Origin of the sequence: Proteus sp. TSJ240517 (assembly GCF_047921575.1) — a bacterium.
Lineage (GTDB): Bacteria > Pseudomonadota > Gammaproteobacteria > Enterobacterales > Enterobacteriaceae > Proteus.
The window spans coordinates 35,885-60,151 of the sequence record NZ_JBLRMH010000009.1 but is presented as its reverse complement, the minus strand read 5'-3'; the positions used below and the strand labels follow the sequence as shown (position 1 = coordinate 60,151).

Genomic DNA, 24,267 nt, shown 5'->3' with positions numbered 1-24,267 from the left:
AGTATAACTATTTTAACTTTCTTCATTTTTTAAAAAATAATAATATGATATGTAGATTAAAGAATAAAGTACTCTTGCAAAGATAACTGTATAAATTACAGCCCATTGTTTATATGAATTAAATGTTAATAGCAATAGTATTACTGATAAGAATACTATTATTAATGATATTCTTACAATGAATCTATCTTTATTTTTAGGTAACAAGTATGAGTACAAAATAGTTTCAGATATGGATATTGAAATTATCCCTATAAAAATATAATTTAGATAAACTTGAGCATATTGATAATCAGAACCAAAGATAAAAGCAATTATGTATTCTCCAAAATTATAATTTATTAGATATCCTAGTGATGTAATTGCAACCAGTAATAATATAAAATTATCGGTTTTTATTTTGTTTTTAGTACAAAAGTATGGGTATACAGCCTTTAAGAATACATAAATAAAACCACAAATGATTAGTGCGATTCTATTACTGAGGCTAAAAATAGCATAATCAGAAGCACTAATATACATACCTAATACTATGATAGGTATTAAATTATATAAGTTAGGTAAAAAGTCAGCTAGAAATAGACCAAAATTTTCTTTTATTAAAACTAATATACTTTTTGTTTTAATTTTTATTTTTTCTATATTTATTTTTTTTACAATAATCAAACCAAATGGATAATATAAAACAGTAGAGCAAGCGTATATATTTATCCAATTATCTTTATCGATTTTAGTTACTATTAATATTAATAACAATGATAGTATTTTCATCATTATTAAGTATATTGTATTATTTTTTAGCCTTCCAATAGCTTGAAAATACCAGGAACTAAAGTTTATATAGCCGTGTAAACCTAATATGGTCGATAAAAAAAAGATAATTGAAATATATGTATTATGGTACAAGTAATGAATGTAGAGTGTTAATAAAAATGTTGTTATGTATGAAATGAATTTTTTGGAAGATTGAATCTTTTGATATATAATATTTCTATTATAATTACTATCTTCTCTTAAGTAATTTCTGATGCCTGTAATATTAAAGCTAAAGTCAGATAGAATAATTGCGAATGAAAAACAAGTATAAACTAAAGAGTATTTTCCATAGTTTTCAAGTGATAAATTGTTTGTTAATAACGGAACAATGATTAATGGAAATAGCATATTAAATAAATATGCTATATACATGTATATTATATTGCTTCGTATATTCATGATATTTTTAGCATATCACCAAAAGTCATTTCTAAAGATTCAGGTTCCATTAATTCAAGACCGCTTGCTGGATAAAAGGTTAGCTCACCAAAATAAATTTTGTTATTTACATTATATAAATCAACTCGAATAAACTTATGATCTTCTGCTAATTTTTTGACAATTTCTTTCATCTCGAAAAAATTTGATGGTTCTTGTATTTTTGAACTAGATTGTTCTACTCCGTAATTAAAATTTAATAATTCCCAATTCTCATTAAAAAAGGTTTCTGTGTGATTTTGACTAAATCTATCCTGATTTACTTGAATAAAACCTATTTTTCCGTTGAAGCAATAAAATTTATAATCATTTGGAACATTATTATTTAGCCCAATAAATTCTTCACAAATAATTCTAGGTGTTACATCTTTATACGCCCATTCTTTGAATATCTTATATAGACAGACTTTTTCCCATTTTTTAAATTTAGCTTTTGTTTTATTTATATCTAAGTTTTTTTTATCTTTACATATTATATTTTGGCTAGAACCATGGGTTGTTTTCAAAACGAATTGATCCGGAAGATCGTTAAAATTTATATCATCCACATTGTTATAAATTCCTAGCATAGGTATGAGAATATCGCATCCGATTTTATTTTTTATGTAGTCTCTTACAAGAAACTTATCAACAAGAATATGTAGTTGTGGATCTTTTATATTAACTTTTAGCCACTGTATTTTTTGGGAGAAAGTTTTAGGATTTTGTAGATCTAATTTTTCTCCTCTGTGTAAATAAAAAATAATTTTCAAATACAAACTATCGCTTAAAAATGAGAGAAAATTTCTTTTTGCTAAAAAGTAGATCACTCTTAGTGATAAAGGATGCTTAGGTTTATTCATAATAGTTGTTCTTTTAAATACATAGCTACCGCACTGGGTTTACGGCCCCCAGAGCGCCAAAATTTATCTCGAAAAACTCTTATCTATATGTAGTATAAGAGTTTTGTTATATAAGCATACTTTAACAATATGCAAAAACCGCAGTGAGAGTAGACTCTTCAAACCAGACGGTCAAGTAATAGCTGGCTATTTTAGCATTGATTGAGTATATATAAATATCGGAATAGAGGTCGATTCAGCCAGATCATTCTGAATTACATCAACAAACGCTAACTAAAAGAATATGCCACCTATTCTTCAATAGATGGCAGTATATTTTGATACAACAGTTTAATTACTCTATTAAGCAGTTGTTGATTTACTACTTGCCCCAGCCCTCGGCAACCAAATCTCAACTCTTAACCCGCCCAATGGACTATCGTCAGCTTTAACATGGCCTCTGTGTTGGCTAACTGCGGTTTCAACAATCGCTAAACCTAAGCCTGTGCCTCCAGATTCACGATCTCTTGCTTCATCAGTACGATAGAACGGTCGGAAGATATGCTCTCTATCTTCTGGGCTAACGCCTGGGCCATCATCATCAACAATAATGGTGATACCTTGGTTCTGCTCAGTAAAGGCAACTTCAATGCGAGAGTTGGAATAACGTAAGGCATTACGAACGATATTTTCAAATGCACTAGCCAGAGAATATGGATTACAGTAAATAGGCCATGCTCCCGGCGGTGTTGTCACTTGTAGTGTTTTATTACTTTGTTCGGCCTCAAATTTAGCGTTATCTAAAATATCATCCCACAATTCATTGGCTTTTACTGTTTCACGTAATAACTCGTTTTTATGTTGATTACGAGAAAGAACCAGCAAGTCATTAATCATGCCATCAAGACGCTGAGTTTCAGTTTCAATCCGCTCTAGCTCTTTACTTTCTCCACTGCGACGACGTAACAATGCGCTAGCTAATTGTAAGCGTGTTAATGGTGTTCGTAACTCGTGAGAAATATCAGAAATTAAACGTTGTTGTGCTTCAACCATACGTTCAAGAGCACTTATCATCTGATTAAAGCTGGTGCCTGCCGCTAAAAACTCTTGAGGGCCAGTCTCTAGCTCTGGGTGAGGGCGGAGGTTACCTTTAGCAACATCATCAGCCGCATTTTTAAGTTGTCTTGCAGGTTTTGCTAAGCTCCAAGAAAGCCATACTAATAATGGTGTGCTGATAAGCATGGTGAATATGAGTAGCAATAGCGGTTTATCAAATAATAAGTTGATAAAGTCAGATTGAGGGCTACTTGAAGGGCGTACGAGATAAAGTTGGTAATGATCTTCACCATCTCTTACAGAAAAGGGCCCTAACATCTCAGAACGGCCATACTTTTTCTTTTTAGGGTGATCGGCGTTATCAGATTGGCCAATAAAGTTTCTGACAACCTGCATCTCATTACGTTGAGCGCCGATGATACGGCCTTCACTGGTAACGATGATTAAGCGTTGACCAGGTGGTGCCCATTTATCAATAGCACGAATTAATCGACGCCACCAAAGGAGATCGTTAGCGGGATCTTGAGCTAATTCTGCTTCTATATGTTGTTCTAGCATAACGCCTTGACGGTATTCACTCTCTAAAAGAGGGGTAAGCTGGCGCGAGTCCAGCTTTGGAACCATCATAACTAGCACGAGAACTAATGCTAGCGTCAGCCAGAATATTGCGAAAATGCGCGCTGACAGACTATTTATCATAAAGAATATTTATCAAGTTATTGAAACCATCAGATAACCACGGCCACGTAACGTTTTAAACCAAGGTTGTCCATCTGTTCTTTCTGGTAATTTACGGCGTAAATTAGAAATATGCATATCAATCGCTCTATCAAACGGTGTTAAGCGCTTGCCAAGTACTTCTTGGCTTAGATGTTCACGTGATACGACTTGTCCTAAATGCTGAGCAAGTAAATAAAGCAAAGTAAACTCAGTTCCTGTTAACTCTAGCGGTTCATTATCAAAACTTGCTTCTTGTCGACCAGGATTAAGTTGTAACTTATCGACCTGTAATGTTGGAGATGTATTGCTGTCAGTCTGTTTTTGTTCGCTCCAATTAGAACGACGCAAAATAGCTCTGATACGTGCAACAAGCTCTCTATCATTAAAAGGTTTTGGTAAATAGTCATCAGCGCCTAGCTCTAAGCCAAGTACTCGGTCAAGATCACTGCCTCTTGCCGTTAACATAATGACAGGGGTCTGGAAATTTTGGCGTAATTCTTTGAGTGTCTCAATCCCGTTTTTACGTGGCATCATGATATCCAGTAATAACAAGTCGATAGAAGCATCCAAAAGTTTAAGTGCTTGTTCGCCATCAGAGGCGATTACAACATTAAAGCCTTCCATTTCAAGCAGTTCTTTCAATAGCGATGTTAATTCGCGATCGTCATCCACTAATAAGATTTTATGCATTCGTCAATTCCTCCAAGAGAAAAATACGATAATAAATAGCGCGAATCTATGACTTTACGTTCTTTTACACGCTCTGACGCTAGTTTGCAGCCGCAACGGTATAGTAATCCACATAGCAAAGAATTACACATATGAATTATACACATTGAAGTCATATTAATTAGGTCGGTATTAATTTACCGAATTAGGAGTGAAGCAATGCGTAAAGTAGCAGTAGTTGCACTAGCATCAATGTTTTTGGCAGCTCCGACGATGGTATTAGCTGAAACTACAAATACCAATCCGCCTACTGAGCAACAGTATAATGGTAATTACCACTGCGGTTATGGCAATGGAATGCATGGCGACCGTGATTATAGAGGTTACCGTGGACAACGTGGCCATATGATGAATAACGGTGGACATATGATGGGGAATGGCTACGGCGACTCCTATATGTTTAACGGAATTACATTAACTGAGCAACAACGTACACAAATGCGCGATTTAATGCGCCAGCATCATCAAGACAGATATAACGGAGATTTCCGTCAGCGTCATGAGAATATGCATAAATTAGTCACAGCTGAGAAATTTGATGAAGCGGCTGTAAGAGCACAGATGCAAGATATGGATAAACAAGCAATTGAGCGCCATGTTGAAATGGCAAAAGTCCATAACCAAATGTATCAGCTGTTAACCCCAGAACAGAAAGCGCAGTTGGAAAAGAATTACCAACAGCAAATGTCATCTGTTGACCAGCAAGCTCAACAGAATCAGTAATGAAGTAAGAGTGTAGTAAAGTAGTACCTAGTTAGAGAGTAAGTAGCAACAACGAAGTTTTTTCCTTGCCATAGACACCATCCCTGTCTTTTGCAGCCCCTCTGGAGAGGGGCTTTTTTTTTGATGGAGAGTTATCTTTTTACCACTCGAGCTGGTACACCAACGGCTGTTACATTATCAGGGATGTTATGTATGACAACCGCACCCGCCCCTATTTTTATGTTATTTCCAATGATTACATTTTCTACAACACAAACATGTGGAGCGATATAAACATTATCACCTATAACTGCCGGATGTTGTTTATTGGAACCTATAGTAACTTGATGACTTAATGTGAAATTTTTTCCTATGATTGTGTTTGGATTTATACATATCCCACCAACAGATACATGTCCAATATATAGCCCACCTTCAATTTTTGTTTCAACTGGAAGGTAGATATTGTATTTTTTACATTTATTTTTGTATATTTTTCGGGCTAATTTTCTTATCCACTTATTTTCATATGAACACAGTCTGAACCATAATGAAAAATTAAATGATTCATTTTTTCTGAATGTTCTCAATAGTGATTTAAAGTTACTTTCTGATGTATAACGAAGCAAATCTTCAGTAATTATATTTCTTATCTCAGTTTTATTTTTTGTTTTCACTATCTTTACCTGTTAGATTCGAAACAAATGTATGCATAATTTATGCAGAAAAAGAATACTGTAAAATTGAAAACAACCCTACCAGTAACAACATCAATAACCTATTCTGAATAATAAACACTAGAAGGAAGAAGGTACTATTTAGTTTGTGGCGATAATTCACTTAAACAGCTTTCAAACTCAGATATGAATAAATTATAGTCTGTAACTTTTTTAGACCAATTAAGTGCATTACTACTATAAAATGTATAATTTTCCATAATTTCTATAATACTATTTGCACATTTTTGAGGTGAAATTAACTTTGGTTCTATTAATTCATCTAAGGTAGGATCATATACATCATATGAAAAATCTATATTTAGTCCAGTTAGTTGGCGATACTCATCAATTGATAATGTTGGTTTAACACCAATACCGCAATAATTATCTTTTATTGCTTCAGGTTGACCATTTAATATAGGAAATATAACAGGAATTCCATTTGATAGTGCTTCGACGCAAGATAATCCAAAAGCCTCTAATATTGGAGTACTTAAATAAATATCTATTTTTGAATAAAAAGTTAACATATCTGATTGATAACCTATAAACTCAATAGAATTTTCAAGATTCAAGCTAGAAGCCAATCTTTCCAAATCATTTCTCTGGTCTCCATCCCCTGCAATAATGAGTCTTGCAGAAATGTTTTTATTTCTTAATTCTTTCAAGGTAGCAATTGCAATTCCGATACCTTTTAACCCAACAAGTCGAGAAGCTACTCCCAATGTAATGATATTTTGTTTAAAAGTATGTGTTATTTTATGGGCTATATGAGGTAACCTATTGATGACAACATTAATATCAAATTGAGGTTTAAACCTTAACTCCATTACTCTTTTTGAAGCATTCGATACAGCAATAGCAGAGTCAAGGATCTGGAAAAAAAATTGTGTTTTTTGGTTTATAGGATATTGCCAAGAACAACCATGATCATAATAAACTAAGCTGGTGTTTTTAGGCTTTCTGGATAACCTTGGAACGAAGTCCCATACTAAAGTGACATCGGCTTTGCTTGCTTCAATTTTTTTTATTAAGACGTATTTTCTTAAAAAAGAAGGATATTTTATTTTAGTAGACGCAATTTTATTGGCGTATTTTATATTAAAATTCTTAAGCTCAGGGATCAGGTTTTTATTTAAAGAGTTACTAGTGCACAAGATCTCATTTTGAAATGAGCTATTTTTTAAATATTCAATAAACAAACGTTCGGCACCACCAAACCCTTGTAAATTAATCAAATGAAGTATTTTCATGATACTAAACCTGTTCCATTCTTTATTAAATAGCCTAATAACACGACTAATCAGTTATAACTCAAAAATCTTATATAAATTATAATTAAAAAATAAGGGCAGATTATTATTCTACCCTTAAATATACTACAACAACGCCTCTGGAGATTCAGGTAAAATCTGCCCGCCATCCACGATAATTGTTTGACCTGTAATATACTTGGCTTCATTCGACGCAAAGAATGCGGCGGCATAGCCGATATCTTCTGGTTCACCTAAAGTATGTGTTGGAATAGACGCTTTCATCTGATTTAAATAAGCTTCACCTTGCGCCTGTAAGCCTTCGGTGAGGATATTTCCTGGCATCACAGCATTGATGGTAATACCATGGCGTGCATATTCTAGTGCTGCGCTACGCATAAAACCCAATTGTCCTGCTTTACTTGCACCATAGTGGCTCCAACCCGGGTAACCCGTAATAGCGCCTGTAATAGAAGAAGTGATAATTACACGACCTTGTTTTTGTTTTTCCATTACGCGAAGGGCTGCTTTTACTAAGAAAAACATCCCCTTGAGGTTAACGGTGTGCATTTTATCCCAATCGGCTTCCGTCATCTCTTTAATAGTGGCTTGAGGGAAAATACCAGTATTGGAACAAAGAATATCGAGTTTACCGTACTCTTTCACTACCTCATCAACCACTTTTTCGCAGGCAGATTGATGAGTGACATCAAGGTGCATAAACTCAATATTCAATTCTTGTTTTGTTTTATTGCCTGCAACATCATCAATATCGGCAATAATCACTTTCGCACCACTATTTTTTAGGGCAATAACGATACCTTTACCAATACCTTTTGCACCACCTGAAACCAAAGCGATTTTACCCGTTAAATCAAACATAAAACCTCCTATTAAGTGTGAGTTCCACTGTATCAGTCTAGATTGAAAAGCGGTAAATCAACCAGAGAACTTTGTTGATGGTCACAAATGTACCCTAGATCATCTTTTTCGTTGAAAGGATGACATCACAAAATAGAGAGATAAACGGTAGATAGAACATCACACCAGAGAAAACTGAATATTTATCAAAATATGCCGATGCTATTTTTTAGCGTAAATAGCGTTTTTTTGAGATGAATGCAAAAAGGCAGTAAAGTGTCTGTATAAAAAGTGTTAACTTATTGGCGAAATGCGTTTGAGATAGACTAGTATAATATTTATACAGGCTACTTGATTAGTTTAATGCGCATCAAGTTTATGAAAAAAAATGTACGATAATGATGAACTGGTAAAAAATATGCGTACAATGGTATTGTTGAATCAATTCAGCATTTACGATATCGGAAAATTACACCAGATAAGCCGGTATTGAAATAAAAAGTTATTCCAACAATTTTGCAATAATTACATCGAATAAGAATCAGAGGTAATCATGGTCAATGGGATCAAAAGAATTGGGGTTTTAACAAGTGGTGGTGATGCACCAGGTATGAATGCCGCGATCCGTGGTGTTGTCCGTGCCGCACTAAGTGAAGGTTTAGAGGTTTATGGGATTATGGATGGCTACATGGGGCTATACGAAAATCGCATGAAAAAACTCGACCGTTTTAGCGTGTCAGACATGATCAACCGTGGTGGTACATTCCTTGGTTCTGCTCGTTTCCCTGAGTTCCGTGAAGACAATGTACGTGCTGTTGCTATCGAAAACATGAAACAAAATGAGCTTGATGCCTTAGTTGTTATTGGTGGTGATGGTTCTTATTTAGGTGCAAAAAAATTAACGGAAGCAGGTTTTCCATGTATCGGTTTACCAGGCACAATCGATAATGATGTTGCTGGTACTGACTACACTATCGGCTATTTCACTGCATTAGAAACGGCTGTTGAAGCCATTGACCGCTTACGTGATACTTCAACTTCTCACAAACGTATCTCTATCGTAGAAGTGATGGGACGTTACTGTGGTGACTTAACACTGTCTGCGGCAATCGCAGGGGGCTGTGAATTTGTTGTTCTGCCTGAATCTGAATTACCTTTTAATCGTGATGAGTTATTGGCAGAAATCAAAGCGGGTATTGAACGTGGTAAACGTCACGCCATCGTTGCAATCACTGAGCACGTTTGTGATGTGCATGAATTGGCTCGTTTTATTGAGGCTGAAACTAAACATGAAACGCGTGCAACGGTATTAGGTCATATCCAACGTGGTGGTTCTCCAGTTGCTTACGACCGTATTCTTGCTTCTCGCATGGGTGCTTACTCTGTACAACTGCTATTAGAAGGCTATGGCGGTCGTTGTGTCGGTATTCAAAACGAAAAACTGGTTCACCATGATATTATTGATGCGGTTATGAATATGAAACGTGTCTTTAAGGCTGATTGGTATGAAACAGCGAAAAAGTTGTACTAAGCAATAGCCTCACCGTAATACCAAAGCCTTTCTGAGTTCTATCCTTATTCGTGAACTGCTCTGATACTTTTTTGTGTCAGAGTAGTTTCTCGAGTGAAAACATTTCATTTAGCGATCTCTATCCTCCTTTATTTCTTCTGCTCCCCTTTATATTGATAGATATATTCCTGTTGTGTATATCCATCGGCTTTTTGTTATTTCATCGTTATAAAACTTTCTGTCAGCCTAGTTAAATACTTAACGATAGGGGGATAGATATGTTTAAACAATGGGGTGTGTTATCAACCGTTTTAATGGCATTACTTTTTTCCAATATTTTATGGGCTAAAGATATTCAATTATTGAATGTCTCTTATGATCCAACGAGAGAACTTTATCAGCAGTATAATCAAGCATTTAGTCAGTATTGGGAGCAGAAAACGGGAGATAAAGTGACTATTCGTCAATCACATGGTGGCTCAGGAAAGCAAGCAACATCGGTAATAAATGGTATTGAAGCGGATGTTGTTACCTTAGCACTAGCTTATGACATAGATGCAATCGCTCAAAGAGGGAGTATTGATAAACGGTGGCTAAAACGACTTCCTGATAATTCAGCCCCTTACACGTCAACAATCGTTTTTCTGGTCAGAAAAGGAAACCCTAAACAAATAGTCGATTGGGATTCATTAATCAAACCAAGTGTTTCAATTATTACCCCTAATCCAAAAACCTCAGGCGGTGCGAGATGGAACTATCTTGCAGCGTGGGGATATGGATTAAAAGCCAATCATCAAGACAGTGAAAAAGCCAAAGCCTTCGTCAAAGCACTTTATCAGCAAGTTGAGGTGTTAGATTCAGGTGCAAGAGGAGCCACAAACACCTTTGTTGAACGGGGCATTGGTGATGTATTGATTGCATGGGAAAACGAAGCTTTATTAGCGATTAATGAATTAGGGGCTGATAAATTTGAAATTGTTACTCCATCAGTTTCTATTCTTGCAGAGCCTACCGTTTCTGTCGTTGATAAAGTGGTTGATAAGCGAGGCACACGAGAAATCGCTACCGCTTATTTAGAGTATCTTTATTCACCACAAGGACAAGAAATCGCTGCGAAAAACTATTATCGCCCTAGAGATAAAGCGATAGCGGAAAAATATCAAAGTAGTTTTCCAAAACTAGAGTTATTTACGCTTAATAACGTTTTTGGCGATTGGCAATCTGCACAGAAAACACATTTTGCGACAGGCGGTGTGTTTGATGAAATAAGTCGTCGCTGATCACACGGCTAAAAACAAAAAAATCACCTTCTGCTTTATCTTCAGTAAGGTGATTTTCTCTATTTTTTATCGATTAATGGCATAGGCCAGAAAGATAAAAATTATTTTTTCGCTTTAGCTTGTGCTGCTGCTTTAACGATAACGGCAAATGCGTCCGCTTTCAGTGAAGCGCCACCAACTAATGCGCCATCGATGTCTGGTTGACCAAACAGTTCGGCTGCATTTTTATCATTAACAGAGCCACCGTATTGAATGATCACTTGTTCAGCGATAGCAGCATCTTTTTTCGCGATATGATCACGAATAAATTTATGAACCGCTTGAGCTTGTGCTGGAGTTGCAGATTTACCTGTACCGATAGCCCAAATTGGCTCATAAGCAATAACGGCATCTTTAAATGCTGCTGCACCATGTGCATTTAAAACAGCATCAATTTGGCGAGCACACACTTCTTGTGTTTTGCCTGCTTCATTTTCTGCTTCAGTTTCACCGATACATAATACAGGTGTTAAACCTAACTCTTTTAACACGCCGAATTTTTGAGCGATAAACTCGTCAGATTCTTTATGATAAGTACGACGCTCAGAGTGGCCAATGATAACGTATTTAACATCAACGTTTTTCAGCATTTCTGCTGAAGTTTCACCAGTGAAAGCACCTGATAAGTTAACACCTGTATCTTGAGCACCTAATGCAATACGGCTTCCACCAATTTCATGGCGTGCTTGGCATAGGTAAACTGCTGGTGGTGCGATAGCAACATCACAACCCGCAACACCGCTAACTTCTTTACGTAATGCAGCAATTAATTCATGAACCATATGAATGCTGCCGTTGAGTTTCCAGTTACCCATGACTAATGGATGGCGCATAACTTTTCCTCCAACCGAGTGGTTTAAATTTAGTTTGCTAATAAACACGAATTCTGTTGATGCACAACAGTATAGAGAACAATGAATAGAATAGCTTTGTTTTTTATCACGGAATAGCTGAAACGATCTTGCTGTTTAAAGAAAGCTTAATCGGTTCAATGGCGAAGGTGGTTAATTGGTCATCTTCATGGGCAATAATATAGCGAATAGCACCCACATCATGGCTAATGTAATCAGAATTTTGATTTTTAAATGCGAATAAATTGAGAGCTTCTTGAATTTGCTCTTGGGTTATTGATGAGTCAAATTGGGCGATCAAAGTGATAATGTATTGTGTTGTTAGCTCGCGATTTATTTTTTCTAATTCAGGTGAATCTGGGGAGTGGATCAGCGTGAGTTGTAAACTTTTTATTTTTTCGCTCCCGCGCTCTAATATTGCAGATGAATAGAGATAAGGCGTAATACGCGTTGCAGCTCTAACAAGAGGGATCGCAATATCGTGATTAGTAATAATTTTATATTCGTTAAGCGATAACAACGGATTTTGTTGATTGAACTTAGCTCTTAGCTCTGGAATGGTTATCTCAAAAACAGGTGCATCTTGTTTAAGATAGGCAATATCATCTTTAGTGGGCTGTTTTTGTGTGACAGACATTTCTGTTGCAAAAACAGAAGTTGGCAAACAAAGAGCAATACTTATGATTATCAGGTATAACGTAGAAAGTGTGTTTGCTTTTATCATCTGTCCTCCGCTTATCTGTGCTGTTATTGGCTAGTCTGTATTATTTGGTACCAAATGGACAGTGTAATTCACAAATTAAGTAAATTATTGAGAATTTATGACCTTACAACATTGGGCATTTTCATTCAAAGGACGAATTGGACGTCGTGATTTCTGGGCTGGTTTAGGGGCTTGTTTTGCTCTTTTTTTAGGCTTATTTATTATTAATGATATGATTTATCCATTACCAGCTATTGTTACGTGGATACTCATCTTTTTTATTCTTTATCCTTTATGCGCGATTTTTACAAAAAGACTGCATGATAGAAATAAAAGAGGAATATGGCTCTTATTACTCTTACTTGCCGTGATGTTAGGATTAGCCGATACCAGTAGTTTAGAACCTTTTTGGCAATGGGCGATTGGACGTTTTCTTCCTTCTTTTATTGGGATGATTATGTTGCTTGATTGTGGTGTATTTATTGGTAATGACGGTGAAAACTATTTTGGTAAACAAACTGAGCAAGTGGATTACCGACGCTTACGCTAATACTTTTTATTAAAATAAATTAATAAGGGCGAAAGAGAAGAATTCGCCCCTATTATTATTTCTCTTTTTCATATTACCAATATTGCTCACTGGTGATATGCCCGGGTTTTCGTCGTAAATGCTTACGCATTTCCCGCTGCTCTTTCAAGAGTTGTTGAGTGTCTCTGACCATTTGTGGATTACCACACAACATAATATGGCTCTCTTCTGGGCTGATGGTTAGGCCAACTGTTTTTTCTAAAGCCCCACTTTCAATGAGTGCAGGAATACGTCCTGTTAATGAGCCAATATGATTTTCACGGCTGACAACGGTTTGAATGCGTAATTTGCCTTGATAACGTTCAACGAGTTTTTCCATTAAAGGTAAATAGCTTAAGTCATTAGCATATCGAACAGCGTGGACAAGAACGATATTTTCAAATCGAGAAAGATCTTCACCTAATTGTAAAATAGAGAGGAAAGGGCCGATAGCGGTACCTGTCGAAAGCATCCAAAGTGTATTCGCGGTGGGTACTTCTTCTAATACAAAAAAGCCACTGGCTTGTTCGGTCACAAGAACTTCATCACCTATTTTTAGTGCGCACAATTTAGGGCTTAATTTTCCATCAGGCACAGTCACCAGATAGAACTCTAAATTGGGATCATTAGGTGCATTCACATAAGAGTAGGCTCGTTGTACTCGCTCGCCATCAATATCTAGCGCTAATTTTGCAAATTGCCCAGCTGTAAACTTATCAATAGGAGCATTGACGACAAGACTCATTAACGCATCAGTCCAGTGATGAACTTGAGTAACTTTTCCATTCACCCAATTAGCCATAGAGATTATCTCCTTTTGATAAATATGCTTATGTTGATTATTTATTCTAAATAGGAAGCGATTTTTTATTTATCAAGATGGTGTGGTGATGTTATTTATCTGAGATTTTGTCAATCAATGACACAATATGTACATTTATATTGACAGCTATGGTGTTTTTCTCTGACATTAGGTGTCGTACAAAAATTGTTGGCTATCTCGCAAATTTCTCCAAATTTGTTAACTTAGTCTCATTCTGAAAAGGCATGCATTTTGCAGAGTTTATTTTTATAAATTCTCTGTGGTGTGTGCCTGTCCGTTAATTTATTTATCTGAAATTCTTGAGCAAAGAAAAGAAATGAGAAAGTTAGAGCATGCAAATCTATTATTATTGATAATTGCACTGGTTGCTGTGGGTCAAATGACTCAAACTATTTATGTTCCTGTTATTGCTGATATGGCCGTTTACTTTGGTGAGCCAACCGGAGCGGTACAGCAAGTTATGGGTGCCTATCTTTTTTCTTATGGTTTTTCACAGCTAATTTATGGACCTATTTCCGACAAAGTAGGGCGCCGTCCTGTTATTTTAGTTGGTATGACTATTTTTTGTTTATCAACACTCGTAGCGATTTTCTCGCAAAATTTAACCACACTGGTGATTGCAAGTACCTTACAAGGGATGGGAACCGGTGTTGCAGGTGTAATGACACGTACCCAACCTCGTGATTTATATACAGGAACTGCATTACGTTACGCCAATAGTTTGTTAAATATGGGCGTTTTAGTTAGCCCATTATTAGCGCCGATGATTGGTGGTGTTGTCGCTCACTTCTTTGGCTGGCATGCGTGTTATATTTTCTTATTATTATTGGGAAGTAGCGTTCTTTTCTGTATGTATCGTTGGATGCCTGAAACACGTCCTGTACAAGTTGAAAAGCGTAAAATGTTATCATCATTTTACTTACTGCTTTCAAACAGTACCTTTAGTGCTTTTTTAATTATGCTGATTTGTGCGTTATCAGGTATTGCGGTCTTTGAGGCATCAAGCGGTGTATTGATGGGCGGCGTGTTGGGATTAAATAGTATTACTATCAGTATATTATTTATTTTGCCTATTCCCGCTGCATTTTTTGGTGCTTGGTATGCAGGCCGTGAAGGCAAAACCTTTGTACAGCTGATGTGGCATTCTGTGTTTTGTTGTTTATCCGCAGGGATTTTAATGTGGATCCCCGGTTGGCTAAATATTATTAATATTTGGACTTTATTAGTACCCGCAGCACTATTTTTCTTTGGTGCAGGTATGCTATTCCCATTAGCAACAACAGGGGCGATGGAGCCATTCCCTTATTTAGCGGGTTCAGCAGGTGCACTGGTGGGTGGTTTACAAAATGTAGGTTCCGGTGTAGCAACATGGTTTTCTGCTTTACTGCCACAACATAATCAATTCAGTTTAGGTATGATTATGTTTGCTATGTCAGTAGTGATTATGCTTTGTTGGCTTCCTTTGGCTCATCGTTTTAGCCATGAAGAACATACTATTTAGTTGATTGATGTAGTGACTGAAATAAAAAATGCCGAGATAAAAATCTCGGCATTTTGGTTTTGTAGCCTAGGCTACTTCTCTCTCAAACAGTTTTACTGCAATTAACCTTTACTGAATTAACCGCGATCTTCCCATTCTTGAGCGCGAGCGACGGCTTTTTTCCAGCCGTTATAGCGATAGTTACGCTCAGTGGTTTCGATGCCAGGGCGGAATTCCTTATCAATAGCGGCTTTGTTTTTCACTTCTTCTAAATCACTCCAAAAACCGATAGCAAGACCAGCAAGGAATGCAGCACCTAATGCGGTACTTTCACGAACAACAGGGCGTTCTACACGCGTACCTAAAATATCGGATTGGAACTGCATTAAGAAGTTGTTGGCAACAGCACCACCATCAACACGCAGTGATTGTAAACGTGCGCCTGAATCAGCTTGCATTGCATCAAGCACATCGCGTGTTTGATAAGCGATAGACTCTAAGGTTGCACGAATAATGTGATTACGGTTAGCGCCACGGGTTAAACCAAAAATAGCACCACGAGCATACGGATCCCAATATGGTGCGCCTAAACCTGTAAATGCAGGAACAACATAGACGCCATTAGTATCATTAACTTTAGTTGCGAAGTATTCAGAGTCAGTAGCTTCATCAATGAGTTTTAGCTCATCACGTAGCCATTGAATAGAAGCACCACCAACGAATACCGCACCTTCTAGGGCATAGTTCACTTCACCGCGAGGACCACAACAAATTGTTGTTAACAAACCATGATTAGAACGAACTGCTTCTTTACCTGTATTCATCAGTAAGAAGCAACCCGTACCATAGGTATTTTTTGCCATGCCACTTTGTACGCAAAGCTGACCATAAAGTGCAGCTTGTTGGTCACCCGCCATACCGGCGATAGGAATACGTGTCCCCCCTTTACCACCAATGTTTGTTTGGCCATAAACTTCTGAAGATGGCACTACTTTTGGTAGCATATTGCGAGGAATATCCAGCAGATCGAGGATTTTTTGATCCCAATCTAAAGAGTGGATATTAAATAACATGGTACGTGAGGCGTTAGTGAAATCTGTAACGTGAACGCGACCTTGTGTCATTTTCCAAACTAACCAAGTATCAACAGTACCGAATAACAATTCGCCTTTTTCTGCTTTTTCACGAGCGCCTTCGACGTTGTCGAGGATCCATTTTAATTTTGTACCAGAGAAATAAGGGTCAACCATTAAACCCGTGTTTTGACGGATATATTCTTCAACACCTTCTTTATCTTTTAAGCGAGTACAGAAATCCGCAGTACGACGGCATTGCCATACAATTGCATTATAAACAGGTTTCCCCGTTTCTTTATCCCATACAATGGTGGTTTCACGTTGGTTTGTGATACCAATACCTGCAACGTGGTCGGATGGAATATCTGCTTTTGCTAATACTTCAACTAAGGTTGCACTTTGTGTCGCCCAAATTTCCATTGGATCGTGTTCAACCCAGCCTGGCTTAGGATAGATTTGGGTGAATTCACGTTGTGAAATACTGACAATATTGGCATCGTGGTCAATGACTACGGCGCGTGAACTGGTTGTACCCTGATCCAGTGCAACAATGTATTTTTTCTCGGTATTCGATGTATTTGTTTCTGTCGTCATGTTAGTAACCTGTTCTGATAATCAACAATATTGCTCTTAATTTTATTTATCGTCTTCAATTTTGCAGGTATCGCAAGGTAAGTGACGGCCAATTAATTTACGGTAAGCCAATGCACCTAAGATACCACCGATAAATGGAGCAATCATTGGAACTAAGAAATAAGGGATATCACGTCCACCAGTCAGCGCAATATCACCCCAGCCAGCAAAGTACGCAACCAGTTTTGGACCAAAGTCACGAGCTGGGTTTAAGGCGAATCCAGTTAATGGGCCAAATGCACCACCGATTACGGCAATTAAGATACCAATTAATAAAGGTGCTAATGGACCTTTAGGTACACCGTTGCCATCATCAGTTAAGGCTAAAATTAAGCCAACTAATATAACGGCAATGATAACTTCAACAAAAAAGGCATGTACAACGGAAATTTGAGCTGCAGGATAAGTTGAAAATACACCAGCAGTGAAGAGACTTTCTTGTGAGCCTCTGACAATGCCATTAACTTGTTCGTAGTCGAGGAAAACACTGTAGTACATAAAATACACAATAGCAGCGGCAAAGAAGCCACCTAACATTTGTGCAATAATATAAGGGATAACTTTTCTGCGTTCAAAGCAAGCAAATAACCAAAATGCAACGGTAACTGCTGGGTTTAAGTGAGCACCAGATGTGCCCGCGGTAAGATAAACGGCTAAGGCAACACCCAGCCCCCAGATAATACTTATCTCCCACAGTCCTAGCTCTGCGCCTGCAATACGTACCGCAGCAACACAACCAAGACCAAAGAAGACTAGTAACGCAGTTCCGATAAATTCAGAAATGCATTGACCCATAAGAGAGGTTTTCGTCTGGCTCATATATTCTATCCTGAAAGAGGGTTATTTATTGTTAGTATTCTTTTCGAATTGAAAAGATAACTGTGAATTTATCGTTAATGAGCGTAAACGAGAATAAGCGAAATTGAAATTTGTGTGTCTCATCAAGAAAATGAGTGAAAACGCTCTTAATTAGTGACTTGTTCGACATTTGTAATGTGATCTGACCAGTATTTTTGATAAATTGAAAAAAGAATGTAATTCCTCGGAAGATGCTAGACAGTTGTTGATAGGCTACTTACAATCGGAAGTATCGATTATATGGGGGATTACAGTATGTCATTTGAAGTTTTCGAGAAGTTAGAATCAAAAGTACAACAAGCAATTGATACCATCACGTTATTACAGATGGAAATCGAAGAGTTAAAAGAAAAAAATAACGCGCTGAGCCAAGAAGTTCAAGAAGCAGCGGGATCACGCGAAGCTCTTGTTCGTGAAAATGAAGAACTGAAACAAGAGCAATCAACTTGGCAAGAGCGTTTACGCGCGCTGTTAGGCAAAATGGAAGACGTGCAATAATTGTCTTTATTTGCTTAAAGCCTAAAAAAACAAAAGCCACCGTTAGGTGGCTTTTGAGTATTGAAATCGTAAGAACGCAGATAAAAAGTAACAATTACTCTTCAATCAAATCTTCATCTAAGCCTAATGGCTCTTCAGATAAAATGATCCCTGTGTTATCAGCATAAAGATAATCACCAGAGAAGAAGGTAACACCACCGAAGTTAACACGGATATCACTTTCACCAATGCCTTCACTTTGGCAACCCGCAGGAATAGCAGCCATTGCTTGAATACCTAAATCAAGCTCTGATAATGCATCAACTTGACGTACGGCGCCGTAAACGACAATGCCTTCCCATTCATTAGAAACAGCAAGTCGCGCTAGTTCAGCATCAACTAAGGCTTTACGTACAGAGCCACCGCCATCGACCAAAAGAATACGACCCTTGCCATTTTCTTCGAGTAAGTCATAAAGCAGGCCATTATCTTCAAAACATTTAACGGTGATGATTTGCCCGTTAAAGGCACTTTGACCACCAAAGTTTGAGAAAAGCGGTTCTACGACATTGATATCTTCTTGATAGATATCACAGAGTTCAGAAGTATCATATTTCATAGGAGATTACGTCAGGTTGCCACAGGAAAGTCCAGTATATCCCTTAACAGGGGCGGTTGGCAAAAGACTCACTGAAAATTCAGTGAGTCAAATCAACAATCGAGTGAAATTATTCTAAAACTAAACCTAAAGAGAAAAGAACGTTAGTTAACAGTGCTGCTTTTACCATATGTTCGAGTAGTGGACGCATCGCCTCACCTGAATGATCGGCATTCACACGTTTGATATGCAGTAAAAGCATAGGGGTGGCGAGTAAAAATAACCACGCGGTCCAGCGATGCATATAAAGTAGAGTGAAGATAATTAAGCAGGCAATAGAGAGAAAAATAACACACGTATGGTAAGTTCGTGAGCCAGCAGGGCCTAAGCGAACAGCTAATGTATGTTTACCTGCCTGAATATCACTTTCTAAATCGCGCATATTATTAATGTTTAGAACAGCGACAGAAAGTAAACCACAGGCTGTGGCAGGAAGTAGGGTAACAATATCAAAAGTGTTGGATTGTAAGTAATAAGTTCCGATGACACTTAACCAGCCAAAGAAAATTAAAACAGAGATATCACCCAGCCCCATATAACCATAAGGGCGCTTACCCACGGTATAAGTAATCGCAGCAACAATAGCGAGTAAACCCATCACTAAGAAGCCAATAGCATCTTCTGGCTTTTTACAGGCGACAATAATCAGTGCAATACCACAGATACAGGAAATAATAACATTTAGGATCAGCGCTTTTTTCATTTGAGCCGCTGTTATTATGCCTTTTTGCATTCCACGAAGTGGCCCTAAACGCTCTTCAGTATCTGTTCCTTTTACGGCATCACCATAGTCATTGGCAAGGTTTGATAAGATCTGTAACGTTCCTGCTGTCAATATAGCAAGCAGTGCAATAGGTAGCTCAAAATGACCCATCCAATACGCTAATGCGGAACCAGTCACAATGGCAATTAACCCTAAAGGTAGAGTTTTGGGTCGTAAACTTTCAAGCCAGGCTTGGGTCCGGCTAGTGGAATTTAGAGAGCTCATGCTGAAATTCGATACTCATGTTCGTTGTTATTATAAAAATAAGAATGGGAGGCAAGCCTCCCACGTAAATATTGCTGATAAGGATCGCACAAGTTGATTATAAAATAAATCGACTCAGATCTTCATCTGCGACAAGCTCATCCAGATGCTGTTTCACATATTCTGCATCAATCAATACTGATTGACCTTGACGTTCACTTGCATCGTAGGAAATTTCTTCCATCAAACGTTCTAAAACAGTATGCAAACGACGAGCACCGATATTTTCAGTGGTTTCGTTTACGCGCCATGCTGATTCAGCAATTTTGCGAATACCGTCTTCGGTGAAGCTAATAGACACACCTTCGGTTGCCATTAATGCTTCATACTGTTTTGTTAACGATGCATTAGGTTCAGTTAGAATACGCTCAAAATCTTCTGCTGTCAGCGCTTGAAGTTCAACACGAATTGGCAGACGTCCTTGTAATTCAGGAATTAAATCAGAAGGACTTGAAACTTGGAAAGCGCCTGATGCAATAAACAGAATATGGTCTGTTTTTACCATACCGTGTTTTGTTGAAACTGTACAACCTTCAACCAGTGGTAAGAGGTCACGCTGTACACCTTCACGAGAAACGTCAGGGCCAGAACTTTGTCCACCACGTTTACAGATTTTATCTACTTCATCAATAAAGACGATACCGTGTTGTTCTACCGCATCAATAGCTTGCTGTTTAAGCTCTTCAGGGTTAACTAATTTAGCAGCTTCTTCTTCAACAATAAGCTTAAACGCATCTTTGATTTTCATCTTGCGCGCTTTTTGCTTTTGTCCCGCTAAATTTTGGAACATAGATTGTAATTGGTTCGTCATCTCTTCCATTCCTGGAGGAGCCATAATTTCAACACCCATTGGTGTTGCAGATAACTCAATTTCAATCTCTTTATCGTCTAATTGGCCTTCACGTAATTTTTTACGGAAAGATTGACGCGCTGCTGAAGGTTCTGATGCTTGTTCTGTTACGCCCCAGTTATTTTTTGCTGGTGGAATAAGTACATCAAGGATACGTTCTTCAGCCATTTCCTCAGCGCGGAAGCGATTTTTTTCAATTGCTTGGCTACGTACCATTTTTACCGCAGAGTCGGTTAAGTCACGGATAATAGAATCGACTTCTTTACCCACATAACCCACTTCGGTGAATTTAGTTGCTTCGACTTTGATGAAAGGTGCATTTGCCAATTTTGCTAAACGGCGTGCAATTTCAGTTTTACCAACACCGGTAGGTCCAATCATCAGAATATTTTTAGGTGTGACTTCATGGCGTAGCGCTTCATCAAGCTGCATACGACGCCAGCGGTTACGTAGGGCAATCGCCACAGCACGTTTCGCTTTATCTTGACCAATAATAAATCTATCAAGTTCACTGGCAATTTCGCGAGGAGTCATTTCAGACATGCTCTCTAATCCTTACTCTTTTGAAGAGAGTTCTTCAAAGTTGACATTATGGTTAGTGTAAATACAGATATCTCCAGCGATGCTAAGTGCTTTCTCAGCAATTTCTCGTGCAGAAAGTTCAGTATTTTCTAGCATAGCTCTAGCCGCTGCTTGTGCATAAGGGCCACCGGAACCGATAGCAATTAAATCGTTTTCTGGTTGAACCACATCACCATTACCTGTGATGATAAGAGATGTATTTTCATCTGCAACAGCAAGCAACGCTTCTAATTTGCGTAGCATTCTGTCTGTGCGCCAATCTTTAGCAAGTTCTACCGCAGCTTTAGTTAAATGCCCTTGGTGAAGTTCTAATTTGCGCTCAAACAGTTCAAAAAGAGTAAAAGCATCAGCAGTGCCGCCAGCAAATCCCGCAATGACTTTGTCGTTATAAAGACGGCGTACTTTGCGAACATTGCCTTTCATGACGGTATTACCCATCGTCGCCTGTCCATCACCACCGATTACAACTTGGCCCTTACGGCGAACACTTACGATTGTAGTCATGAGTCAGCCCCTGGTTTAATCAATAAAAATGAGACGGGAAGTGTCTTTATTTAAGATAAAGCACTGCCCGTTGTGTGAATTAGAATTATAGGTGGGGGAGAAAATTTATTTTTCAACCCCCAGAAGAGCGAAGAATACAACCTGATACGCCAGCTCCAGCTGCTTGTCTACTCACAGAGTTGGCTTGTTCTTTACTGTAAGGACCTGATAAGACGCGGATCCAACCATCATTTCCTTTCGTTACTCGGCTTTCAACACCAGAAAAAGCCAGAGTTGCTCTCACTGATTCAGCTTGTTCGGTATTTTTAAATGAGCCGCATTGCACTAAAAAGTTTGCTTCAGTAACAGCAGGTTTAGGCGGTGTAACAATTGCAGGTACTTGCGGTGGTTGAGTTTGTACAGGCTGTTGTGCAACAGAAGGTGTTGTTGTTGCAGGTGGTGTTACAACCACTTGTGAGCGCGGTACTTCACCATTGTAAGGCACTTCTGGCAGTTGAACAGCAGGTTGACGCTTATCCGCTTCAATTTGTTGTAAAAAACGTAACTGCTCAGGCGAAAGTGTTGCTTTCGGATTAATCTGGCTACCCGATGAAGGATATTCAGGCTGTAAAGGCGTACCGACCTGACGATTTTCCAATTCTTTAATATATTGCCAACGCTCTTGCGGTTTTGGCGGTAGGCTATTCGCTGGATGTTGCCCAGTGATGGTTGGCGTTGTTTCTACGGCTTCTTTTTTATCATGTGTAATAAAATAGAGGCCGCCGATAAACAGCGCCACAATAGCGATTGCCGCAATAAGCGTCGTTAAAGGCAGCCCTTTAGCAGCCTTTTTGCTTTTACTTTTCGTTGTCTTTTTACGACGAGCAGATGTCTGCCCTCGTCCCACATAGTCTCGTTGTGCCACAGTTCGATTCGCTGATAATTAAAGGAATAGGTATCACAAACGATATGTTACTTAACATAGTGTGTTTTGCCTAGCTTTTAAGCCGACAGACACTCTCTCTTATAATTAGCTCACAATCTAATAAGCGAGAACCAGGTGCAACAGGTCTACCTTGTAGTTGGTCGAGTAATAACAACATAGATTCACGACCAATTTGATAACGAGGTTGCTCCATTGTTGTTAGGGCTGGTTCGCTATAACGTGTGATATCAAGATTATCAAAACCAATCACAGAGAGATCTTTAGGGAGCTCTAATCCTAATTTTTTCGCCTGCCACATAACGCCAATTGCCATAATATCACTATGACAGAACACGGCTGTTGGTGGCTCAGGTAAAGAAATCAGCTTTTTCAGACTTTCTGCACCGCTTTCATGGGTAAAATCACCACGGATAATATAATCTTCACGCAAAGGTACGCCTGTTCTACGCATGGCTTGAATATAGCCTTGCAAGCGATAACGACATAAAGGCATATCTTCAGGGCCTGTAATACATGCAATACGCTTATGACCCATTTGCTGTAAATAGTGTGTTGCTCTAAAAGATGCCGTGAGATTATCAATATGCACGGTAGGTAATTCGAGTTCAGGCGCAAACTCATTTGCCATGATCATCGGCGGTAAATTTTTCTGTTCTTCTTTGGAAACATCAAAAGGGATATGTGAGCCAAGAAGTAACATACCGTCAATTTGTTTGGTGATAATGAGATTAATAAAGGCATTTTCATGTTTTTGCTGATGTTTACAATCACCAATTAACACGAGATAACCATGTTGAGCAGCGGTTTCTTCGATGCCACACACAACATCAGTAAAAAATGGATCGCTGATGTTAGGTACGATCACAAGGATCGTTTTTGACTCGTTACGCTTAAGGTTTTTTGACAGGTTATGTGGGTAATAGCCCACATCAAGAACAGCCTGTTCAACTTTCTGACGGGTTTGTGAGGATACTTTTTCCGGATTCATTAAAGTACGTGACACAGTTGCTGTGGACACGCCGGCTGCAAGGGCAACATCTTTCATTGTTGCTTGCGTATTATCTTTATTATTCTGTTGCAAACCCCATACCTCCCTTCTGGATGGTTTAGTTAAACGATTGCTTTTTTGTTGCAAAAAAACCGCCAATATTCAAAAAAGGATTTTATCGACGGTTTTTAATTCAAGAAATATTCTAAATTGTTATTCTACCCACTTTTTAAATAGATACTGTTACCTAGTTTGCATAAAAAATGTGATACCAATCGTTTTTATGAGGTAGTTCGCAAAATTGATAAATAATCTCGGGC

24 protein-coding genes are annotated in these 24,267 nt (G+C 38.1%); 6 read left to right on the top strand and 18 right to left on the bottom strand.

Annotation, left to right across the window (positions count from 1 at the left end):
- Window positions 1–12: 12 nt before the first annotated feature.
- From ACNARN_RS15090 to cpxR, 4 genes are all read right to left on the bottom strand, one after another.
- On the bottom strand, window positions 13–1,215 hold the full coding sequence (locus tag ACNARN_RS15090; protein WP_269814413.1) for a lipopolysaccharide biosynthesis protein: 1,203 nt from the start codon (window positions 1,213–1,215) through the stop codon (window positions 13–15).
- The gene (locus ACNARN_RS15085; protein ID WP_198620337.1) at window positions 1,212–2,096 is read right to left on the bottom strand and encodes an ATP-grasp fold amidoligase family protein; all 885 of its coding nucleotides are present in this window, start codon (window positions 2,094–2,096) and stop codon (window positions 1,212–1,214) included. The genes ACNARN_RS15090 and ACNARN_RS15085 overlap by 4 nt, the downstream gene beginning before the upstream one ends.
- A gap of 342 nt (window positions 2,097–2,438) precedes the next feature.
- Entirely contained in the window at window positions 2,439–3,830 is a 1,392-nt protein-coding gene (gene cpxA, locus ACNARN_RS15080; protein ID WP_416304636.1) for an envelope stress sensor histidine kinase CpxA, read from the bottom strand.
- A gap of 12 nt (window positions 3,831–3,842) precedes the next feature.
- Window positions 3,843–4,541, bottom strand: coding sequence for an envelope stress response regulator transcription factor CpxR (cpxR, locus tag ACNARN_RS15075; protein ID WP_023583423.1), 699 nt, complete (start codon window positions 4,539–4,541; stop codon window positions 3,843–3,845).
- Between the two features lie 198 nt (window positions 4,542–4,739).
- Between cpxR and cpxP the strand changes: the two genes are divergently transcribed.
- The gene (gene cpxP, locus ACNARN_RS15070; protein WP_416304635.1) at window positions 4,740–5,303 is read left to right on the top strand and encodes a cell-envelope stress modulator CpxP; all 564 of its coding nucleotides are present in this window, start codon (window positions 4,740–4,742) and stop codon (window positions 5,301–5,303) included.
- A 131-nt stretch (window positions 5,304–5,434) separates the two neighbouring features.
- Here cpxP and ACNARN_RS15065 read toward each other — a convergent pair whose 3' ends face one another.
- The 3 genes from ACNARN_RS15065 to fabG all read right to left on the bottom strand — a co-directional run bounded on the left by ACNARN_RS15065 (window position 5,435) and on the right by fabG (window position 8,136).
- A complete protein-coding gene (locus ACNARN_RS15065) occupies window positions 5,435–5,959 on the bottom strand; it encodes a serine acetyltransferase (RefSeq protein WP_368887967.1) in 525 nt (174 codons plus the stop codon).
- 137 nt (window positions 5,960–6,096) lie between these two features.
- Window positions 6,097–7,254, bottom strand: a complete 1,158-nt coding sequence (locus tag ACNARN_RS15060) for a glycosyltransferase (protein WP_368887966.1) — start codon at window positions 7,252–7,254, stop codon at window positions 6,097–6,099.
- A gap of 126 nt (window positions 7,255–7,380) precedes the next feature.
- Window positions 7,381–8,136, bottom strand: coding sequence for a 3-oxoacyl-ACP reductase FabG (gene fabG, locus ACNARN_RS15055; RefSeq protein WP_416304634.1), 756 nt, complete (start codon window positions 8,134–8,136; stop codon window positions 7,381–7,383).
- A 532-nt stretch (window positions 8,137–8,668) separates the two neighbouring features.
- Between fabG and pfkA the strand changes: the two genes are divergently transcribed.
- On the top strand, window positions 8,669–9,646 hold the full coding sequence (pfkA, locus tag ACNARN_RS15050) for a 6-phosphofructokinase (RefSeq protein ID WP_075673000.1): 978 nt from the start codon (window positions 8,669–8,671) through the stop codon (window positions 9,644–9,646).
- A 257-nt stretch (window positions 9,647–9,903) separates the two neighbouring features.
- On the top strand, window positions 9,904–10,905 hold the full coding sequence (locus tag ACNARN_RS15045; RefSeq protein WP_416304633.1) for a sulfate ABC transporter substrate-binding protein: 1,002 nt from the start codon (window positions 9,904–9,906) through the stop codon (window positions 10,903–10,905).
- 101 nt (window positions 10,906–11,006) lie between these two features.
- On the opposite strand, the gene tpiA is transcribed toward ACNARN_RS15045, so the two are convergent.
- Both tpiA and ACNARN_RS15035 read right to left on the bottom strand, forming a co-directional pair.
- A complete protein-coding gene (gene tpiA / locus ACNARN_RS15040) occupies window positions 11,007–11,777 on the bottom strand; it encodes a triose-phosphate isomerase (protein WP_069366847.1) in 771 nt (256 codons plus the stop codon).
- Window positions 11,778–11,883: 106 nt separating this feature from the next.
- Window positions 11,884–12,519 (bottom strand): DUF1454 family protein, encoded by a 636-nt coding sequence (locus ACNARN_RS15035; RefSeq protein WP_198620343.1) that lies wholly within the window; start codon window positions 12,517–12,519, stop codon window positions 11,884–11,886.
- A 97-nt stretch (window positions 12,520–12,616) separates the two neighbouring features.
- On the opposite strand from ACNARN_RS15035, the gene ACNARN_RS15030 reads away from it, so the two are divergent.
- Window positions 12,617–13,048 carry a DUF805 domain-containing protein gene (locus tag ACNARN_RS15030; protein ID WP_198620344.1) on the top strand — a complete coding sequence of 144 codons (432 nt, stop codon included), beginning with the start codon at window positions 12,617–12,619 and terminating at the stop codon, window positions 13,046–13,048.
- A gap of 73 nt (window positions 13,049–13,121) precedes the next feature.
- Here ACNARN_RS15030 and fpr read toward each other — a convergent pair whose 3' ends face one another.
- Complete coding sequence (fpr, locus tag ACNARN_RS15025; protein WP_198620345.1) at window positions 13,122–13,868, bottom strand: ferredoxin--NADP(+) reductase; 747 nt, start codon at window positions 13,866–13,868, stop codon at window positions 13,122–13,124.
- A 337-nt stretch (window positions 13,869–14,205) separates the two neighbouring features.
- Here fpr and emrD point away from each other — a divergent pair, with 337 nt between their 5' ends.
- Window positions 14,206–15,390, top strand: a complete 1,185-nt coding sequence (gene emrD / locus ACNARN_RS15020) for a multidrug efflux MFS transporter EmrD (RefSeq protein ID WP_198620346.1) — start codon at window positions 14,206–14,208, stop codon at window positions 15,388–15,390.
- A gap of 116 nt (window positions 15,391–15,506) precedes the next feature.
- Here the strand turns inward: emrD and glpK are convergent, their stop codons facing one another.
- Window positions 15,507–17,039 (bottom strand): glycerol kinase GlpK, encoded by a 1,533-nt coding sequence (gene glpK, locus ACNARN_RS15015; RefSeq protein ID WP_151436595.1) that lies wholly within the window; start codon window positions 17,037–17,039, stop codon window positions 15,507–15,509.
- Between the two features lie 42 nt (window positions 17,040–17,081).
- Window positions 17,082–17,897 carry an MIP/aquaporin family protein gene (locus tag ACNARN_RS15010; protein ID WP_198620347.1) on the bottom strand — a complete coding sequence of 272 codons (816 nt, stop codon included), beginning with the start codon at window positions 17,895–17,897 and terminating at the stop codon, window positions 17,082–17,084.
- A gap of 294 nt (window positions 17,898–18,191) precedes the next feature.
- Here ACNARN_RS15010 and zapB point away from each other — a divergent pair, with 294 nt between their 5' ends.
- Entirely contained in the window at window positions 18,192–18,434 is a 243-nt protein-coding gene (zapB, locus tag ACNARN_RS15005) for a septal ring assembly protein ZapB (protein WP_109373414.1), read from the top strand.
- Between the two features lie 94 nt (window positions 18,435–18,528).
- Here the strand turns inward: zapB and rraA are convergent, their stop codons facing one another.
- The 6 genes from rraA to cytR all read right to left on the bottom strand — a co-directional run bounded on the left by rraA (window position 18,529) and on the right by cytR (window position 24,040).
- Window positions 18,529–19,032, bottom strand: a complete 504-nt coding sequence (rraA, locus tag ACNARN_RS15000; protein WP_100157725.1) for a ribonuclease E activity regulator RraA — start codon at window positions 19,030–19,032, stop codon at window positions 18,529–18,531.
- 109 nt (window positions 19,033–19,141) lie between these two features.
- Window positions 19,142–20,059, bottom strand: a complete 918-nt coding sequence (locus ACNARN_RS14995; protein WP_109373415.1) for a 1,4-dihydroxy-2-naphthoate polyprenyltransferase — start codon at window positions 20,057–20,059, stop codon at window positions 19,142–19,144.
- A 97-nt stretch (window positions 20,060–20,156) separates the two neighbouring features.
- Window positions 20,157–21,491 carry an HslU--HslV peptidase ATPase subunit gene (hslU, locus tag ACNARN_RS14990; RefSeq protein ID WP_099073971.1) on the bottom strand — a complete coding sequence of 445 codons (1,335 nt, stop codon included), beginning with the start codon at window positions 21,489–21,491 and terminating at the stop codon, window positions 20,157–20,159.
- Between the two features lie 12 nt (window positions 21,492–21,503).
- Complete coding sequence (gene hslV, locus ACNARN_RS14985; RefSeq protein WP_006534149.1) at window positions 21,504–22,034, bottom strand: ATP-dependent protease subunit HslV; 531 nt, start codon at window positions 22,032–22,034, stop codon at window positions 21,504–21,506.
- A 112-nt stretch (window positions 22,035–22,146) separates the two neighbouring features.
- Window positions 22,147–22,938, bottom strand: a complete 792-nt coding sequence (locus tag ACNARN_RS14980; protein ID WP_198630433.1) for an SPOR domain-containing protein — start codon at window positions 22,936–22,938, stop codon at window positions 22,147–22,149.
- 70 nt (window positions 22,939–23,008) lie between these two features.
- Window positions 23,009–24,040 carry a DNA-binding transcriptional regulator CytR gene (gene cytR / locus ACNARN_RS14975; protein WP_100157721.1) on the bottom strand — a complete coding sequence of 344 codons (1,032 nt, stop codon included), beginning with the start codon at window positions 24,038–24,040 and terminating at the stop codon, window positions 23,009–23,011.
- Window positions 24,041–24,267 lie beyond the last annotated feature (227 nt).

Coding starts and splice junctions, on each gene's coding strand:
- fpr (WP_198620345.1), bottom strand. CDS start 13,868: ATGGCTAATTGGGTGAATGGAAAAGTTACTCAAGTTCATCACTGGACT.
- glpK (WP_151436595.1), bottom strand. CDS start 17,039: ATGACGACAGAAACAAATACATCGAATACCGAGAAAAAATACATTGTT.
- hslV (WP_006534149.1), bottom strand. CDS start 22,034: ATGACTACAATCGTAAGTGTTCGCCGTAAGGGCCAAGTTGTAATCGGT.
- hslU (WP_099073971.1), bottom strand. CDS start 21,491: ATGTCTGAAATGACTCCTCGCGAAATTGCCAGTGAACTTGATAGATTT.
- ACNARN_RS15045 (WP_416304633.1), top strand. CDS start 9,904: ATGTTTAAACAATGGGGTGTGTTATCAACCGTTTTAATGGCATTACTT.
- cpxP (WP_416304635.1), top strand. CDS start 4,740: ATGCGTAAAGTAGCAGTAGTTGCACTAGCATCAATGTTTTTGGCAGCT.
- cpxR (WP_023583423.1), bottom strand. CDS start 4,541: ATGCATAAAATCTTATTAGTGGATGACGATCGCGAATTAACATCGCTA.
- ACNARN_RS15090 (WP_269814413.1), bottom strand. CDS start 1,215: ATGAATATACGAAGCAATATAATATACATGTATATAGCATATTTATTT.
- ACNARN_RS15060 (WP_368887966.1), bottom strand. CDS start 7,254: ATGAAAATACTTCATTTGATTAATTTACAAGGGTTTGGTGGTGCCGAA.
- ACNARN_RS15010 (WP_198620347.1), bottom strand. CDS start 17,897: ATGAGCCAGACGAAAACCTCTCTTATGGGTCAATGCATTTCTGAATTT.
- ACNARN_RS15035 (WP_198620343.1), bottom strand. CDS start 12,519: ATGATAAAAGCAAACACACTTTCTACGTTATACCTGATAATCATAAGT.
- ACNARN_RS14995 (WP_109373415.1), bottom strand. CDS start 20,059: ATGAGCTCTCTAAATTCCACTAGCCGGACCCAAGCCTGGCTTGAAAGT.
- ACNARN_RS15085 (WP_198620337.1), bottom strand. CDS start 2,096: ATGAATAAACCTAAGCATCCTTTATCACTAAGAGTGATCTACTTTTTA.
- ACNARN_RS15030 (WP_198620344.1), top strand. CDS start 12,617: ATGACCTTACAACATTGGGCATTTTCATTCAAAGGACGAATTGGACGT.
- fabG (WP_416304634.1), bottom strand. CDS start 8,136: ATGTTTGATTTAACGGGTAAAATCGCTTTGGTTTCAGGTGGTGCAAAA.
- cpxA (WP_416304636.1), bottom strand. CDS start 3,830: ATGATAAATAGTCTGTCAGCGCGCATTTTCGCAATATTCTGGCTGACG.
- rraA (WP_100157725.1), bottom strand. CDS start 19,032: ATGAAATATGATACTTCTGAACTCTGTGATATCTATCAAGAAGATATC.
- emrD (WP_198620346.1), top strand. CDS start 14,206: ATGAGAAAGTTAGAGCATGCAAATCTATTATTATTGATAATTGCACTG.
- zapB (WP_109373414.1), top strand. CDS start 18,192: ATGTCATTTGAAGTTTTCGAGAAGTTAGAATCAAAAGTACAACAAGCA.
- tpiA (WP_069366847.1), bottom strand. CDS start 11,777: ATGCGCCATCCATTAGTCATGGGTAACTGGAAACTCAACGGCAGCATT.
- pfkA (WP_075673000.1), top strand. CDS start 8,669: ATGGTCAATGGGATCAAAAGAATTGGGGTTTTAACAAGTGGTGGTGAT.